Below are 16,151 nucleotides of genomic sequence, written 5' to 3'. Positions count from 1 at the left end.
AGGCGGTCATTAGAAGTCTATCAACCATGAATTTTCCATCGGCCGCATTCTTGGGATCAAGCGAATGGACCTGAACACAATCCAGCCATGCGTCTCGTCGCCGCGTCAAGCGTGCTCCAGATACGCAATCAAGGTATCGGTTTTCCCTGTCTTTGCCAAAGCTGCAGAATACGCTTCATTAAGAACGGGGGAGTCAATGAAAGACCAAACTTGATGCCCTCCCGGCCTCCCCTTGGACAACCAGTACAAATGATTTGATAGCGGATAGCGTTGATATTGTTCGATCCCGACCACAGCCAATCCCGCGCGTAGGGCCAGATCCTTCAATGTGCGCGCATTAAATAGAAATAGATGTTGACTCCAATAAGTAAATCGCTGAAAAGCAGCAGAATCATATAGCGTCAACAAGGCATCTTCGGCGCTAGGCACCTCAAGCACGATGCGCCCTTTCTGCGCGAGAACCTTCTTCAGTTGGGTCAGCACATCAAGTGGATTCGGGAGATGTTCAATAACGTGAAAAGCCGTTATCAAATCAAATTGCTCGGCTCGATGAATGAACGTCGCCAAATCTGACTCAATTTCAAGGGAGTTATCAAAATACTTTCTTACCCTCTTCTCAGGCTCCAAGCCAGTTACCTTAGCAGCCAGACTCCGCGCACGCAACAAGAAGCCACCATTGCCGCATCCAAAGTCAAGAATCCTCTTATTCGTAAGCGCGTCACGCAAATTTTGGAAGCGACGGTCATCGTCAAATGCTGTCGTCCGCTGCCATTCCTCCATAGATGGAACTTGAGTACCATGCATCCCCGAATTGGCGTAGTGCTCCGCATTATTGTCAAACTTCGGATGGAGAAACACCAAAGTGCAATTGCAACACTCGACAATTTTAAGCTGAGGCGCGTCGCGCACGACACCTTGACGAAAGACGAAGTTGGTTGAGCCGCATAGATAGCACGGCTGGATAACTGTTTGTTCATCTACCATTTGAGTATCCCATTGTTCATTTGTGCCGCACCACGCAAGCGCAGCCAACCAAGGGGGACAGGGAGCCGCCCACGATGCGCCGTGAGCACATGCCCAGAATCCAGAAACAGTCCCATCGCGTAGTTAAATTCGCTCGGTTGTCCACGGAAACTGCATGGCCGAAACAGACGGCTTTCGTGCGTGACCTAACATCTGAATAATTCCCACGCGATCAATCACTTCCACTCGCAGATTGGACACCGTCGAGAAGATTGAAAACCGCGATGCTAACCCCACGTAAACATAGTAAGCGCCCGTATTCAGCGCACAAGAAGGGAACTTAACATTAGCCCGATAACGCCCCGGCTGGCGTGGATTAAGAAGATCTGGCTGTAGCTCGACGTCCGACACGCTAAATATTGACGTATAACCATCCTCGGCCAAAATCTGCAGACTGAGATGAATACCGGAAAGAACTTCGCGAAGTTCATACTGTATTTCGATCGAGAACTCTTGCGACAGATCCAGAGCTCCGCTTTCCCTACCTGTGGCATCAACCGACGCAACTTTGTAAATTATCGCCTTGCCATCCAGATCTTCCGGCTTGTGCATATAGACGCCATTAGCGCCCACTTGGCCACGAGCCAGGTAGTTCTGCACGACCATTGACGTAGGCCCAATCTCCGCGACTCGACCATCCTCCACGCAGATGGTGTTGGGACAGATGCTATTGATCGCAGTCATGTTGTGACTAACAAAGAGAATGGTGCGACCATCGCGACCGACCTCTTGCATCCGACCCATACATTTCTTCTGAAAACTAGCGTCGCCGACAGCCAACACCTCATCCACCAACAAAATTTCTGGCTCCAAGTGCGCCGCGACGGAAAATGCGAGCCGGACGTACATTCCGGAGGAGTACCGCTTTACAGGCGTATCGATGAACCGCCCAATCTCCGCAAACTCGACTATTCGCTCAAATTTGGCAGCGACTTCGTGCCGACGCATTCCAAGAATAGCGCCATTCAGAAATACGTTTTCTCGGCCGGTCAACTCTGGGTGAAACCCTGTGCCCACTTCGAGAAGACTGGCGACCCGACCTTTTAGTGTTATCCGTCCACTTGTCGGATCAGTGATACGTGAGATCACTTTGAGCAACGTGGACTTTCCGGCACCATTCGAGCCAATGATACCAGTTACATCACCTTGGCGAATCTCGAAAGATACGTCATCTAGGGCTCGGAACCGGTCGCCAACGGTGCGTGATGCCGCCCCCCGTTGCTGCGACATCTCAGAGAGACTAGCATTGGGATCTGGTTGCCCCCTCCAGCGTGCGTACCAACTCTGTAAGTCACGGTACAGCGTCCCATGGTTAATGACGCCAAGCCGATATTGTTTACTAACGTGTTCAGCGCGAATGACAACAGGTGTAGTCATGGTTAGACGGTATCCATTGCACTTGATTCAGCGCGAGAGAACAAAACAACACCTAAAAAGAGAAGGATCAATGTAACACCAATATTTGCGATCCATATCGACGCTGGAACCGCGGGAGAGCCGAACAGCATGTGGCGAAATGTCTCCACGGGAGCTGTCATAGGATTCATGAAGAAGAACCAGTAATATTTCTGGGGAATTTGCTGAAATGTATATACGACTGGGGTCGCATACATCCATAGCTGCGTGACAAAGCCTGTAGCAAACGCGAGATCGCGGAAACGAACGGTCAACGCGGACACGATTAATCCAACACCAACGCCAAGTACTCCGACATTGACCATAAGCAAGGGGATCAGTAGAGCGCTAGTCCCTGGCCAAAGAATTTCCCCGCGAGCCACAAATAGACCTACAAGCAGAACAAGAAGCGAGAACTGAATGACAAAAGCCACCGCTCCGCTCATTGCCACTGACAATGGCACAACGAGACGCGGAAAATACACCTTTGAGAACAGCGATGCATTTTTTGAAAACACTTCCGAGTTATTCGTTAAGCAGTTCGCGAAGTAGGTCCACAACACAATACCCGACATGTAGAAAAGCAAAGGCGGAACACCATTCGTGGACAGCCCGGCGATCTTTCCAAACACAATGAAATAGGTGAAAGCAGTCAACGAAGGTTGAATCAGATACCACAAGGGCCCCAATATTGTCTGCTTGTAAAGAGTAATGAAATCGCGCTTAAAGAACATCCACACAAGATCGCGATACCGCCACAATGCATAGAAATCGATACCACCAATGCGTGAGCGCGGCTGTATCACCACATCCCAATGCTCACTGAATGCCGCCTCATCAGTTACCGGGAGGGTAATTTCTTTGTTTCCCATCACTTCGAGCTCCCACCAAGCCTGTTGACTCCGCGACAAATAGTGGCGCACACGTCCTTTATTTGATCTTGCGTATGACCGTACGAGATAGGTAAGCTAAGTTCCGTTTCGTGCAATTGATCCGCTACCGGGTAATCTCCAAAAAGAATGCCCTTCATAGCCTCTTGCCGATGCGGTGGAATCGGGTAGTGAACTTCGGTCTTAATGCCTTGCTCCAGCAGATACTGCTGCAACGCATCGCGCTGCGGGTGACGGATGCCGAAGATGTGGAACACGTCAAACTCATCTGGGCGGCGCACTGGCTTGGCCACCCAATCGGGCAGCTCAGCAAAATAGATTTCGGCCAGGGCGCGTTTGTGCGCGGTCATTTCGTCCAGGTGCCGCAGCTTCGCCCGCAACATGGCTGCCTGGAGCTCGTCCAGGCGCGAGTTGATGCCGACGTAACGGTTGACATACTTTTGCTTGGAGCCGTAGTTGCGGATATGGCGCAACCGGTCTGCCAGCGCATCGTCGTTGGTAACCACGGCCCCGGCGTCGCCGATGGCGCCCAGGTTCTTGGTCGGGTAGAAGCTGAAGCAACCTGCATCGCCGAAGGTACCCGTCATTTGGCTACCCAGACGGGCACCGTGCGACTGTGCACAGTCTTCCACCACCTTCAGCCCGTGTGTGCGCGCAAAAGCGCCGATGGTGTCCATGCGGCATGTCTTGCCGAAGAGGTGCGTGACGCACACGGCACGTGTGCGGGGCGTGAGAGCGGCGACCAGCCGGGCCGAGTCCATGTTGAAGGTTTCCAGTTCGGGCTCCACCAGCACCGGCTTGTGCCCGGCGCGCACGATGGCCAGGATAGTGGCGATGTAGGTGTTGGAGGCCACCAGGATCTCGCTTCCGCGTGGCATGTCCAGCGCCTCGATGGAAAGGATGAGCGCATCCAGGCCGTTGGCCACCCCGATGCAGTGCTTCGCACCTACATAGTGCGCAAATTCAGATTCAAAAGCATTTACTTCCTGCCCGAGCACATACCAACCACTTCGGATAACGCGGGTCGCCGCTTCTTCAAGGTTGGCCATGTAAGCACCGTTCGAACGTGCCAAACTTTCGTACTCAATCATACGATGCTCGCTCATAAGGAGTATCGATGTACTCATTGAGGTTATATGGGTGCGAAGACATGACAAGCAAAACGGCACTTTCACTGAATGTCATGGTGTGCCAGTCCTCCGGCTCGACGAGAAGGCATTGGCTGGGTCGGTTGAGCTCGATCGTTTCTTCCGTGACGCCATCGTTCATATACATCGACACTTTGCCACTCAATGCAACCAGCGCTTGACGGGTGTATGTGTGCCGGTGTCCGCCACGCGTTTGTCCATCGGCACCGTAAATCCAATAAGTCCGAATCACATCAAAAGGCAAAGCTTTTTCGAGTACTGTTAAAGAACCACGTGGATCAGTGAACGTTGGCAGGTTAAGCATAATGAAGTGAGACATGCTTTATTCTTTATAGTCCATCGCCTTGTAACCGTGCCGCTTGACGAGTTCGTCTCGCTCTGCAGCACGTAGGTCTTCGCGCACCATTTCCATGACCAATTCGTCAAATGAAGTACGTGGCGTCCACCCTAGTTTCTGTTTAGCCTTACTTGCATCGCCGAGCAGAGTCTCGACTTCAGTGGGACGGAAGTAGCGAGGGTCGACTGCAACGATGCACTTGCCTTGCTCGTCATAGCCTTTCTCGTCCACACCCTGGCCTTCCCAGCTAATCTTGATACCCAGCTCGCGAGCGGTGGCGTCAAGAAAATCACGCACGCTGTATTGCATGCCTGTAGCAATAACGAAATCCTCAGGCTGGTCCTGTTGCAGCATTAACCACTGCATTTCGATGTAATCGCGGGCGTGCCCCCAGTCGCGTTTTGCGTCAAGGTTGCCGAGGAATAGACAATCCTGTAGCCCAAGCTTGATGCGCGCCATGGCACGGGTAATCTTGCGCGTCACGAAGGTTTCGCCGCGGATGGGCGACTCGTGGTTGAAAAGAATTCCGTTGCAGGCATACATGCCGTACGCCTCGCGGTAGTTAACGACAATCCAGTAGCCGTAAAGCTTGGCGACAGCGTAAGGGCTGCGTGGATAAAAAGGAGTGGTTTCCTTTTGTGGTATTTCCTGAACTAGGCCATAGAGTTCGCTGGTGCTGGCTTGGTAGAAACGGGTCTTCTTTTCAAGGCCCAATATGCGAATGGCTTCGAGAAGACGCAGCACTCCGAGTGCATCGGAGTTGGCAGTGTATTCAGGCTCTTCAAAACTCACCGCGACATGGCTTTGCGCGGCAAGGTTGTAGACCTCGTCTGGCTGGGTCTGCTGAATGATGCGAATGAGACTGGAGCTATCCGTCATGTCACCATGATGAAGGAAGAAACGAACGCACTTCTCGTGGCTATCTTGATACAGGTGATCGATACGATCGGTATTAAATAGCGATGAGCGTCGTTTGATACCGTGAACGATGTAGCCCTTGTTAAGCAAGAATTCGGCAAGATAGGCGCCATCCTGCCCGGTGATGCCAGTTATAAGGGCGACTTTAGTGTGATCTGTCATTAGAGATTCTTCTAAGGCTATGCAGCGTTGTTGTTCAGGAAGCCTTCATAGGCCTTTTTGAGACCCACTTCCAAAGTCACCTTGGCCTCCCAACCCAGTGCGTTAAGACGAGTGCTGTCCATGAGCTTACGCGGAGCACCATCGGGCTTGCTAGGATCGAATGCGGTTTCGCCCTGATAATCGATAACCCCCGCAATGGTTTCAGCCAGCTCTTTGATAGTGATGTCGTGGCCACAGCCCACATTGATGTGGCTGCGCATAGACTGGGTGTGCTGGTCGTAAATGGCCTTGCTCAGGTTCATGACGTGCAAGCACGCAGCGGCCATATCGTCCACGTACAAAAATTCGCGCCGCGCCGTGCCGGTACCCCAGATGACGACGCTAGGCGTCTTGCTGGCCTTGGCCTCGTGAAAGCGACGAATCAGCGCCGGAATGACGTGGGAGTTTTCTGGGTGATAGTTGTCCCCGGGACCATACAGGTTGGTGGGCATCACACTGCGGTAGTCCACCCCATGAGTTTCGCCGTACTGACGGTTGTAGCTTTCGCAGAGCTTTATGCCGGCGATCTTGGCGATGGCGTAGGGCTCGTTGGTGGGCTCCAGCGTGCCGGTCAGTAGAGCCTCCTCGCGCATTGGCTGCGAGGCGAGTTTGGGATAAATGCAGCTGGAGCCAAGGAACAACAGTTTCTTGATGCCGTTCCGGAAAGCGGCATCGATGATATTGACCTCAATCATCAAGTTTTGGTAGATGAACTCGGCCGGGTAGGTGCTGTTGGCGTGGATACCACCCACTTTGGCGGCAGCCAGGAACACCTGATCGGGCCTTTCAGTAGCGAAGAAATCTCGTACGGCAGCCTGATCAGTGAGATCGAGTTCCGTGCGCGTGCGGGTGACGATGCGTTCGGCTGGATGGCCATGGGCCAGCAACTGGCGAACGATGGCCGAACCCACCATGCCGCGATGCCCAGCGACGTAAATCTTTGGTAGTTGGTTCATGGGTTTGTACGCCCATAATGATCTTCAAACCGGACGATATCATCTTCGCCCAGGTAGCTACCCGACTGCACCTCAATAATCTCTAACGGAATGGCTCCAGGGTTTGCGAGGCAATGCACTTCACCCAGTGGGATGTAAGTCGATTGGTTCTCGGTGAGTAACAGCTTCTTGTCCCCGCAGGTAATTTCTGCAGTGCCTTTGACAATCACCCAATGCTCGGCCCGGTGGTGATGCTTCTGCAGGCTAAGACTGGCACCAGGCTTGACCTGAATGCGCTTGACTTTGAACCGATCGCCTTCGTCGACGCTGTCATACCAGCCCCAAGGACGGTGCACCTTGCGATGCAGAGAATGCTCTTCGCGCTGGGCAGCTTGCAGTTGCGTGACGATATGCTTGACGTCCTGGCTTCTGGTTTTGTCTGCCACCAACACGGCATCAGAGGTTTCCACGACAACGAGATTTTCCACACCCACCAGACTGACCAACCGGTTTGAGGCATACACCAACGTATTGCGACTGTCCGTGGTGAGCACGTCACCCATATGCGCGTTGCCCTGCTCGTTTTTGGGCAGTACGCTCCATACGGCGTCCCATGCGCCCAAGTCGCTCCAACCCGCGTCAAGCGGGACCATGTGAATGGGAAAGGTGCTACCGGGGCAGTGTTCCATCACCGCGTAGTCAATGGACTCGGACGGTACGGTCGCAAATTCGTTCTTGCCGGGACGTACGAAGGGGACAGCCAGATTGCTATCTGTGATGCGCTGGCCCCAAGCTTGAGTGGTTGATTCCAGAATATCGGGGCGGAATGTCTGCAGGGCCTGTAACCACACAGACGCCTTGAGCACGAATATCCCAGCATTCCAATAGTAGCCACCATCATCCAGATACTGTTGGGCAGTGGTGGCGGTGGGTTTTTCGACAAAGCGCTGAACAACCGTGGCGGGCTGGCCGTCATTGCCTTCAACCTGGATGTAGCCGTAGCCAGTTTCCGGTCTGTCTGGAATGATGCCCAGAATGACGATGCTGCCGCTGGCGGCTTCGCGTATGGCTAGCTGCATGGGTTGGGTGAAGGCAGTGGTGTTAGCGACGGTTTGGTCCGCAGGCGTGACAACCAGCACCGGGTCTTGGCCATCAGCTTGGGCCGCCAATGCAGCCAAGGTGAGTGCCGGAGCGGTGTTGCGACCCACGGGCTCCAGCAGCGCGGCGCCCAGCTCAATGCCCATTTCACGCAACTGCTCTGCCGCCAGGAAACGGTGCTCTTCACCTGTGACGATGAAAGGCCTGGCGACTTGTATATCGTCCGCACCCAGCCCGATGGACCGCCGGACAGCTTGCTGAAACAGACTTTCTTTTCCTGTAAGGGAGAGGAACTGCTTCGGGAAGCCAGCACGGGACAAGGGCCAAAGACGTGTGCCAGCCCCTCCACAAAGTATGACCGGCTGAATTAAGTTAGTCAGAGAGTGTCCAGAATTTTGTGGGCGAGGCATAACATGAGAGAAAACGATCATGGATATGCCCGTGAAACACAAGAAGCCATCTATTGCGGCCCAGGCGGCCGCCCGTACGGCCCGATTTCCGAAGCTGCCTGAGCATTTGCTGGACGGCCTGGTCGAAGGTCCGATGTCGGCCATGGAGGTCGAGGATCTGATTGATGCCTTTGGCAAGGCGGTGATCGAGCGGGCCATGGCTGGCGAGATGAACGCCCACCTTGGCTACCGTGCCGGCGAAGACAAGCCGGCCCAACAAGCCGACGAACGCAACGGCGTGAGCGCCAAGACGCTGTTGACCAAACACGGCTCGATGCGTGTTCAGTTGCCCCGCGACCGGGACGGTACCTTCGAGCCGGTCTTGATCCCCAAGCATGAGCGCCATTTCGCCGGGTTCGATGAACGCATCATCGCCCTGTACGCCCGAGGCATGAGCGTGCGCGAGATCCAGGCATTCCTGGCTGAGACCTATGGCACGGATGTCTCGCCCGAGCTCATCAGCGAGGTCACTGACGAGGTCATGACCGAGACGGTGGCCTGGCAGAATCGGCCCCTGGAGCGCATGTACCCGGTCGTGTTCTTCGATGCCCTGCGCGTGAAGATCCGCACCGACGGGCTGGTGGTCAACAAGGCGGTCTACCTGGCCCTGGGGATCGACGCTAACGGGGAGCGTGACGTGCTGGGGCTGTGGATTGAGCAGACCGAAGGTTCGAAGTTCTGGCTCAAGGTCTTCAACGAGCTCAAGAACCGGGGCTGCCAGGACATTCTGATTGCCGTGGTCGATGGTTTAAAGGGCCTGCCCGAGGCCATCAACGTGGTCTTCCCGAAAACGACGGTGCAGACCTGCATCGTGCATCTGATGCGCAACAGCCTGGATTACGCCGGCTGGAAGGACCGTAAGTTGGTCGCCGCCGCCCTCAAGCCCATCTATGCCGCCGCCAATGAGCAACAGGCCAGAGAGGCGCTGGCCGCCTTCGCGGCTGGCCCTTGGGGCACGAAATATCCGACGATCGTGGCCGCCTGGGAGCGGGCCTGGGAACATGTGGTGCCGTTCTTCATCTTCCCACCCGATATCCGGCGCGTGATCTATACCACGAACGCCATCGAGAACATGAATCGGCAGCTGCGTAAAATCATCAAGAACCGGGGCCAATTCCCCAGCGACGAGGCGGCCGTCAAACTCCTATGGCTGGCGCTGCGAAACGTGCTGGCCAAGCCGTCACGATCGGTTCATACGTGGAAAGCAGCCATGAATCAGTTCGCCATCCTGTTCGGTGAACGGTTCACCGAGGCGAGGGATTAAACGATGTCAAACCGCCCCGCCCACAAAAAATCTGACACTCCCGTTAGTCATTCCCGAACAGATCCCGTGTGTAGATTTTTTCCGAAACATCATCCAGATCAGGCGATCGCCTATTAGCGATGATCACATCAGCATTTTGCTTGAAAGCAGGCAGATCGTCGATGACACGAGAGTGAAAGTACGTTGACTCTTTCAAGGTCGGCTCGTAGATGATGACCTCGATCCCTTTAGCCTTGATTCGCTTCATCACACCCTGAATAGCGGACGCACGAAAATTGTCACTGCCCTGCTTCATCACCAGGCGATAAATACCGACAATGGGGGCCCGGTGCGAACTACTGACTTGGCACAAACGCACGACTTCACTGGCAATGAAATCCTTGCGTGTGGTATTTGCCTCGACGACGGCATGAATAAGGTTCTGTGGCACGTCGCGGTAGTTGGCCAGAAGTTGCTTGGTATCCTTTGGCAAGCAATAGCCGCCATAGCCGAAACTGGGGTTGTTATAGTGGGCACCAATACGTGGGTCGAGACAGACGCCGTCGATAATCTGACGCGTATCGAGGCCATGACGAGCAGCATAGGTGTCAAGTTCGTTGAAATAGGCCACTCGCAAGGCAAGATAGGTATTGGCGAATAGCTTTATCGCTTCGGCCTCGACACTATCAGTGAACAGCACGGGAATATTCTGCTTGATGGCACCCTGCTGAAGAAGCCCGGCAAAAGCTTCTGCTCGCTTTGACTTTTCACCGACAACGATACGCGACGGATACAAGTTGTCATACAGCGCCTTGCCCTCACGCAGGAATTCAGGAGAAAAGATCAGGTTATCGGTTCCCAACGTTTCCCTGATCTTGGCGGTATAACCCACCGGTACAGTCGATTTGATGACCATGACCGCCTGCGGATTGATGGCCAGGACATCGCAGGCTACCGCTTCGATCGATCGGGTGTCAAAGTAGTTATTCTCTGGATCGTAATCAGTTGGCGTAGCGATGATGACGTAGTCGGCACCAGCATAGGCATCCTGCTTGTCGAGTGTGGCACGGAAGTTCAATGGCCGGTTCTTCAGGAAATCGCTGATCTCGGCATCCTCGATCGGCGATTCCTTGCGATTTAGCATCGCCACCTTTTCAGGAACGATGTCCAGACAGACGACTTCGTTGTATTGCGCCAGCAGCACGCCATTGGAAAGTCCTACATAACCGGTTCCAGCAATGGTGACTTTCACTCGCGGCTCCCCTTCACAGAATCCATTTCAGCTCTTAAGGCGTCAATCTCGGCCTGAAGCACTTCATACTCCACCACTTTCCGCCTCAGATACTCAGCCGTTAGCTTTGACTTCTCCGCTAGCCCTATGGGCGTGAGCAAATAGGCGTAACGCAACTTGTCCTTACTGTGACGAAAGTTCTGCATCTTGATCAGCCCCTTGTCCAGCAAGGCGCGCATGCAGTAGTTGGTCTTGCCCAGGCTGATGCCCAAAGCACGCGCCAAGTCGCGCTGACTCAGTCCAGGGTCGGACTCCAGCAAGCGCAGGACCTTCAGGTGGCTTTCTTCGTACGCAGTCTCGGGCATTTCAGGCACGCTACCGCCGTGCTGTGACACGGTCAGCAAGCGCCGGGTGATGTTCATTGGTTGAACGTGATGATACATCACCCGGCTATGCACTACTACGGAAAGCCCAAAAGGCCTATCTGAAGCTAGCCGTCTCCCCCAGCCACACCCCATGCTGCATCTGCCCGCCACCATACTGGCTGGGATAAGCCAGCCCCCAGGACGGCATTGCTGTGCGGGGTCGGCCCGCAGTGCGGCGCCTAAATGCCCAAGTGGGTCAGCCACCGCTGATCGGTTTGCGCCGGCAGCGCAACGGCCGCAAGACCGCCGGTTTCCTGGACGTCGGGACGCCGCAGATGCAGCCACGCGGCACGGACCCAGGGGGCAATGCCCTAGTTACCCCAGCGGTAGCGGTTGCCGCAGGCGGGCTTCGACCCAGATCTGACTTAGGATCGCGCTGGCACGGCTGCGGGGCCGCCACCCCATCGGGCCCGGTACAATGTGTCACTTTTCCCCACCATTTCTTCTGATATTGCGTATGCAAGCGTCACCAGCTGGTTTCCCCCGGCTGTCGGTCTGGATGACCGCCAGCGCGGCTCTCTTCTTTCTGCTGACGCTGTCGGTACCTAACGGCTATTCCTGGGGTGCCGGGCTGCTGTTGGCGGGTGCGCTGGCGGGTCTGTGGCAGCGGCGTCTGGCACAGGCACCGCACGCTGCCCACTGGTCGATTCAGGACCGGACACTGTGCGTCCTGCTGACAGCGGTCTTTCTGATGAATGCCGTCGCGGTCGCCTGGCACGGGGATGAGGGGAAATACCTGGACCAGGGGGTCCGCTACCTGTTGGTCATCCCGGTGGTGTGGGGCCTGCGCCGGGTGCGCCTGCGCATGGACTGGCTGTGGGCGGGGCTGGCGCTGGGCTGCATGGGGGCGGCTGGGGTAGCCTGGTGGCAAATTCATCGAATGGAATTCAATCGGGCGTCAGGCTTCATCACCAGCGCCATTCCGTTTGGCGACATGGCGCTGATCATGGCGTTCTGGTGCCTTCTGGGCGCGGCGTTGATGGCCATCCGCCATCGTCTTGGCTGGACGGCGCTGCTGCTGGCGGGGTCGCTGGCGGGGGTGTATGCCTTTATCGCGTCCGCCACGCGCGGCGGGCTAGTGGCGCTACCGATCATGATCATTCTGGCCGCTGTGGTCCTGATCCGGCGGGAACATGTCCGTGTCGTGCTGGTAGGTTGTGGCCTGCTGATTGTCGCCATCACGCTGGCCTTCACGCTGCTGACCGCAGGTCAGATCGCCGAAGGCCGTTTCGGCGAGGCCTTGTCCGAATGGCAGGCCTACAGTCAGCAGGGCGATGCGACCAACAACGTGGGTTCCCGGCTAGAGGCCTGGAAGGCCGCCCTGATCAGCATCCCCGACCGCCCGCTGCTGGGCTGGAGCTATACCGATTACGACGCGCACCTGCAGACGCTGATTCAGGCCGGGCGCGTCAAGCCGTTTGTGGGGACTCTGTCCAACACCCACAACCAGTTTCTCGAGGTCTGGCTGCACCAGGGCACGCTGGGGCTGATGGCACTGCTGGCGCTGCTGATCGCCAGCTTTTGGTATTTCGCGCAGCGGCTGCGACATGCCGACGTCACGGTGCGCGTGCTGGCCTGCTGCGGCGCCAGCCTGCCGGCGGCCTTTGCCGCATTCGGCCTGACGCAGGTGATTCTAGGGCGCAACAATGGGGTGATGTTCTTCGTGGTGTCGCTGGCGATCTGGTGGGCGGCGATGCGGGGGGAGGAATAATCGGGCGCCGCACCGCCTGTTGGCGATGCAGCGCAGACCCGTGACGAATGCGTCACCCCACTACTTCATATCCGCCAGCTTCCCATCCAGCGCGATGCTGACCCCCAGCCACACCCCATGCTGCATCTGCCCGCTGCCATACTGGCCGGTATAGGCTAGCCGGATACGGGCACGGCGCATGGCAGGCGCATCCACCCCCACATCCAGCCCCAGCACATGCCGGCTGAGCGGCAAGCCAACAGTCTGGAACAGGACGTCCGGATCGGCACGATAGGCCTGCTGGCTGGATAAAGTGCGCCCACCCCACAGGCTGCGCGCACTGATCTCCGCCCCCAGGACGGCGTCGCCGTGCGGGGTTGGCCAGCGGCGCTCCGCCTGAATACCCAGATGGGTCAGCCATCGCCGGTCGGTCTGCGCCGGCAGCGTGACGGCCGCCAGGCCGCCGGTTTCCTGCACGTCGGCGCGGCGCAGATGCAGCCACCCGACGCGAGCCCAGGGGACGATGCCCCAGTCACCCAGCGGCAGAGGCTGCCGCAAGCGGGCTTCGGCCCAGATCTGGCTTAAGGTGGCACTGGCCCGGCTGCGCAAATCGGGTTCTGCCAAGTCGGCCTGGCGGCTGATGGTTGCCCGATGCCACGATTGGGCGGCGCCCAGGGTCAGGGACAGGGCCGGCGCGGTATACGCCAGCCCCACGCCAGCGTGGACCGACTCGTCCCGCAGGCGGTAGGCGCCGCCCGGGCCGCTGCCATCGGGTTCCATGCCCGCTGGCCCCATGGTGCGCTGGCGGCTGTTCTGCACGCCTGCGAACGCGGCCCAGTGCCAATCCCGGGCCAGCGGGCGGCTGACGCCGATCTGCAGCCCGCCGGTGTCGCGGTCGTCGCCCGGCAGGCTACCGCTACCCGTCCGTTCACTGTTGACGGCCCAGGTCTGCGCCCAGGCGCGGCCGCTGGCGGTATGCATCAGGGCGGATTCGCGCGGGAAGCGGCTGTCTTCCAGCAGGGCACTGCGCCAGCTGGAATCGGCCGTGTTCAGGCCCAGGGCGTTGTATTGCAAGCCCAGGGTGACGGATGTGGGGCCATAGCTCAGGACGGGATCCAGGTAGCGCACACGGCTGCGAACCCGGCTGAAGCGTCCACCCCCGCTCGACAGGCCGACCGGGGTGGTGGCTGCTGGATCGGTGGTGCCCAGGGCGGTATAGTCCAGCCCGCCATCGGCGCGGACGATGGTCCAGCGGGTGGCGGGCGTCCAATTCCCCGCAGTGGGCATGACCAGCAGCTCGCCGCCCAGGCGAGCCGTGCCTAGGGACCACAGCTGATCGGCCTGGCCCGCAGCATCGATGCGGATTCGGGCCTGGGCCGTATCGGCCAGCCGTAGGTGATTGCCGAACAGCAGGGTGCCCACGGACTGCGGGGTGCCCGGCTGCACATGCCCCGCCACCTGGGCATCCAGGATCAGCCCGGTGCCCGACAGCGTGGTGCCCGGCATGCCATGTATCGCACCGAACCACAGGTGGCCGGCATCCAGGCCGCCTTCGCCGACCTGCAGGCCACCCTCGCGCAGCAGCAGCGGGTCATTCGGCGCATACCCGGTGCCCAGCAGCCGCAGGGTGCCGGCGCCGTCTTTTTCCAGCGGTGCCAGGGCCGTGATCGGACCCCGCCACGTCGCCGTGCCGGCGGCCACCCGCAGGACGGCAGGCGCCCCGCTGGCCGGCAGCGGACCGAGCCCCCAATCGAACGGGACCAGGGACGCCATGGCATCGACGGTCTGGATGCGCAGTCCCTGATCGATCATGACGCCATCGGCCAATTCCAGCCGCGTGCCGGAGGCCATATCCAGCGTGTTGCCCCAATACCCCAGCGCCTGGCTGGATTGCAGCCCCAGACTGCCCTGCAGCAGGACGGTATTGCCACGCCAGGTGTTGGCGCCGGACAGCGCCAGGTGGCCATCGCCCAGTTTCAGCAACAGGGATGCGGTCGGGGGCGGTGTTCCGTCGTCCAGGCAGGCGGGATTGACGCCGCCCGCCGGCGCGCAGATCGCGCCCTGGATGCCCAGGGCCTGCCCCGCCTGCACGCGAAAGCCGCTGTCGCCCCCCAGCACCATCGGCCGGGTGATGGTCTGGCTGCCGGGGACGTCGTACAGCGATCCGTCCAATAAAAAAGGCGCCGGGGACGAATCCCACGGCGCCTCTGGCTGGCCCGACGGTAGGGCTGGCGGCGGCATCGGCTGCGATAGCACGGGCGGTGGCAGGCCCACGCAGCAAAGCAAGAACATCGTGACGCTATGTCGGATGAACATGGAAGTCTCCTGTCAAAGTTATCAGTCACGAAATGTGACAGGTATCTTTTCCAGGAAAATTCAATGTCTGTGCAGTAGGGTTGTTACTGAATTTTACTTTTTCTTGATGGCCATCAATTCTGATGCGCGGATCGGGGGGCGGCCTGCTGGTGCAGACCGTTCAGGAACGCTTGCCGGATCGATCGGCGGCATCGAGTCGATCCAGGATCGCGAGCGCCCGTCGCGGGTCACCGGTCGCGGCCAGGCTACGAAAATGATTTTCCGTATCCTCGGGCAGCCTAACGGTGAAAGTGCTCATTTCAGTGCCTCCAGGAATTGCGCAGGAGTCAAGATACGGAGATTGCGGCGCTGGAGATCAGGACTTCAGGCTCTTGCGGTGCGATGGCTTCTTGGTTGCAATCTTGGTTTCATTGACGGTCACTGCGGACTTGATTAGACGAAAGCGCGGCGCGCCATGCTGGCGCTGCATTGAGCCTTCGAGCATGGACCAGTCATGCTCGTCCTGATCGATCTGATGGAAAGTGGGGGCCTTTGGATAGACGCGAAGATCCAGATCCAGATCGAGCACACGGGCAAGTTTCACGAGAGTGCGCAGCGACAGGTTTTCATTGCCCGCCAGCACGCGTGAGACATATCCTGCGGATACGTCGGCCTTCTTTGCGTACTCTTTCTGGCTGATTCCGCGTTCCGCCAGCGCCTCGAGGACGCTGGAAGCGAACTGATGCCGCAGCCGGGATTCCCAGTAAGAGTCTTTTTGCCTGGCGGCAGCCAGCAATTCCGAAAACATGGTCATGATGTTCTCCACGCCATCAATGCATCATTGATGGAATGCAAGCTGGATCGTCCGTCCTC

General features: G+C 57.7%; 15 protein-coding genes. 2 read left to right on the top strand and 13 right to left on the bottom strand.

The features are described from left to right. Positions 1-105: 105 nt before the first annotated feature. From ABCV34_RS12960 to ABCV34_RS12925, 8 genes are all read right to left on the bottom strand, one after another. The gene (locus ABCV34_RS12960) at positions 106-984 is read right to left on the bottom strand and encodes a class I SAM-dependent methyltransferase (RefSeq protein ID WP_345796623.1); all 879 of its coding nucleotides are present in this window, start codon (positions 982-984) and stop codon (positions 106-108) included. A 123-nt stretch (positions 985-1,107) separates the two neighbouring features. Then, complete coding sequence (locus ABCV34_RS12955; RefSeq protein ID WP_345796622.1) at positions 1,108-2,400, bottom strand: ABC transporter ATP-binding protein; 1,293 nt, start codon at positions 2,398-2,400, stop codon at positions 1,108-1,110. 2 nt (positions 2,401-2,402) lie between these two features. Further along, positions 2,403-3,290 carry an ABC transporter permease gene (locus ABCV34_RS12950; RefSeq protein ID WP_345796621.1) on the bottom strand — a complete coding sequence of 296 codons (888 nt, stop codon included), beginning with the start codon at positions 3,288-3,290 and terminating at the stop codon, positions 2,403-2,405. Continuing rightward, positions 3,290-4,414 carry a DegT/DnrJ/EryC1/StrS family aminotransferase gene (locus tag ABCV34_RS12945; protein ID WP_345796620.1) on the bottom strand — a complete coding sequence of 375 codons (1,125 nt, stop codon included), beginning with the start codon at positions 4,412-4,414 and terminating at the stop codon, positions 3,290-3,292. Before ABCV34_RS12945 ends, ABCV34_RS12950 begins: the two co-directional genes overlap by 1 nt. Beyond that, entirely contained in the window at positions 4,392-4,775 is a 384-nt protein-coding gene (locus ABCV34_RS12940) for an FdtA/QdtA family cupin domain-containing protein (protein WP_345796619.1), read from the bottom strand. Before ABCV34_RS12940 ends, ABCV34_RS12945 begins: the two co-directional genes overlap by 23 nt. A 3-nt stretch (positions 4,776-4,778) precedes the next feature. After that, positions 4,779-5,873: a GDP-mannose 4,6-dehydratase gene (gene gmd, locus ABCV34_RS12935; RefSeq protein ID WP_345796618.1), complete on the bottom strand. Its 1,095-nt coding sequence runs from the start codon at positions 5,871-5,873 to the stop codon at positions 4,779-4,781. Positions 5,874-5,890: 17 nt separating this feature from the next. After that, positions 5,891-6,868, bottom strand: a complete 978-nt coding sequence (locus ABCV34_RS12930) for a GDP-L-fucose synthase (protein ID WP_345796617.1) — start codon at positions 6,866-6,868, stop codon at positions 5,891-5,893. Further along, positions 6,865-8,355, bottom strand: a complete 1,491-nt coding sequence (locus tag ABCV34_RS12925; protein ID WP_345798781.1) for a mannose-1-phosphate guanylyltransferase/mannose-6-phosphate isomerase — start codon at positions 8,353-8,355, stop codon at positions 6,865-6,867. The genes ABCV34_RS12930 and ABCV34_RS12925 overlap by 4 nt, the downstream gene beginning before the upstream one ends. 25 nt (positions 8,356-8,380) lie before the next feature. Here ABCV34_RS12925 and ABCV34_RS12920 point away from each other — a divergent pair, with 25 nt between their 5' ends. After that, positions 8,381-9,658 (top strand): IS256 family transposase, encoded by a 1,278-nt coding sequence (locus ABCV34_RS12920; protein ID WP_275162860.1) that lies wholly within the window; start codon positions 8,381-8,383, stop codon positions 9,656-9,658. 43 nt (positions 9,659-9,701) lie between these two features. Here the strand turns inward: ABCV34_RS12920 and ABCV34_RS12915 are convergent, their stop codons facing one another. Next, positions 9,702-10,889: a nucleotide sugar dehydrogenase gene (locus ABCV34_RS12915; protein WP_345796616.1), complete on the bottom strand. Its 1,188-nt coding sequence runs from the start codon at positions 10,887-10,889 to the stop codon at positions 9,702-9,704. Beyond that, on the bottom strand, positions 10,886-11,290 hold the full coding sequence (locus ABCV34_RS12910; RefSeq protein WP_345796615.1) for a MarR family EPS-associated transcriptional regulator: 405 nt from the start codon (positions 11,288-11,290) through the stop codon (positions 10,886-10,888). The genes ABCV34_RS12915 and ABCV34_RS12910 overlap by 4 nt, the downstream gene beginning before the upstream one ends. A gap of 460 nt (positions 11,291-11,750) precedes the next feature. Between ABCV34_RS12910 and ABCV34_RS12905 the strand changes: the two genes are divergently transcribed. Beyond that, positions 11,751-13,004 (top strand): O-antigen ligase family protein, encoded by a 1,254-nt coding sequence (locus ABCV34_RS12905; RefSeq protein WP_345796614.1) that lies wholly within the window; start codon positions 11,751-11,753, stop codon positions 13,002-13,004. Positions 13,005-13,064: 60 nt separating this feature from the next. Here ABCV34_RS12905 and ABCV34_RS12900 read toward each other — a convergent pair whose 3' ends face one another. The 3 genes from ABCV34_RS12900 to ABCV34_RS12890 form a co-directional block, all read right to left on the bottom strand. Further along, positions 13,065-15,299 (bottom strand): autotransporter domain-containing protein, encoded by a 2,235-nt coding sequence (locus tag ABCV34_RS12900; RefSeq protein WP_345796613.1) that lies wholly within the window; start codon positions 15,297-15,299, stop codon positions 13,065-13,067. 160 nt (positions 15,300-15,459) lie between these two features. Beyond that, entirely contained in the window at positions 15,460-15,597 is a 138-nt protein-coding gene (locus ABCV34_RS12895; protein WP_345796612.1) for a hypothetical protein, read from the bottom strand. Between the two features lie 57 nt (positions 15,598-15,654). Further along, on the bottom strand, positions 15,655-16,092 hold the full coding sequence (locus ABCV34_RS12890; protein WP_345796611.1) for a helix-turn-helix transcriptional regulator: 438 nt from the start codon (positions 16,090-16,092) through the stop codon (positions 15,655-15,657). Positions 16,093-16,151 lie beyond the last annotated feature (59 nt).

This window comes from Castellaniella sp. MT123 (assembly GCF_039614765.1).
Classification (GTDB): domain Bacteria; phylum Pseudomonadota; class Gammaproteobacteria; order Burkholderiales; family Burkholderiaceae_B; genus Castellaniella.
Note: the sequence above shows the minus strand (reverse complement) of the source record. Positions and strands in the feature narration are given on the sequence as shown.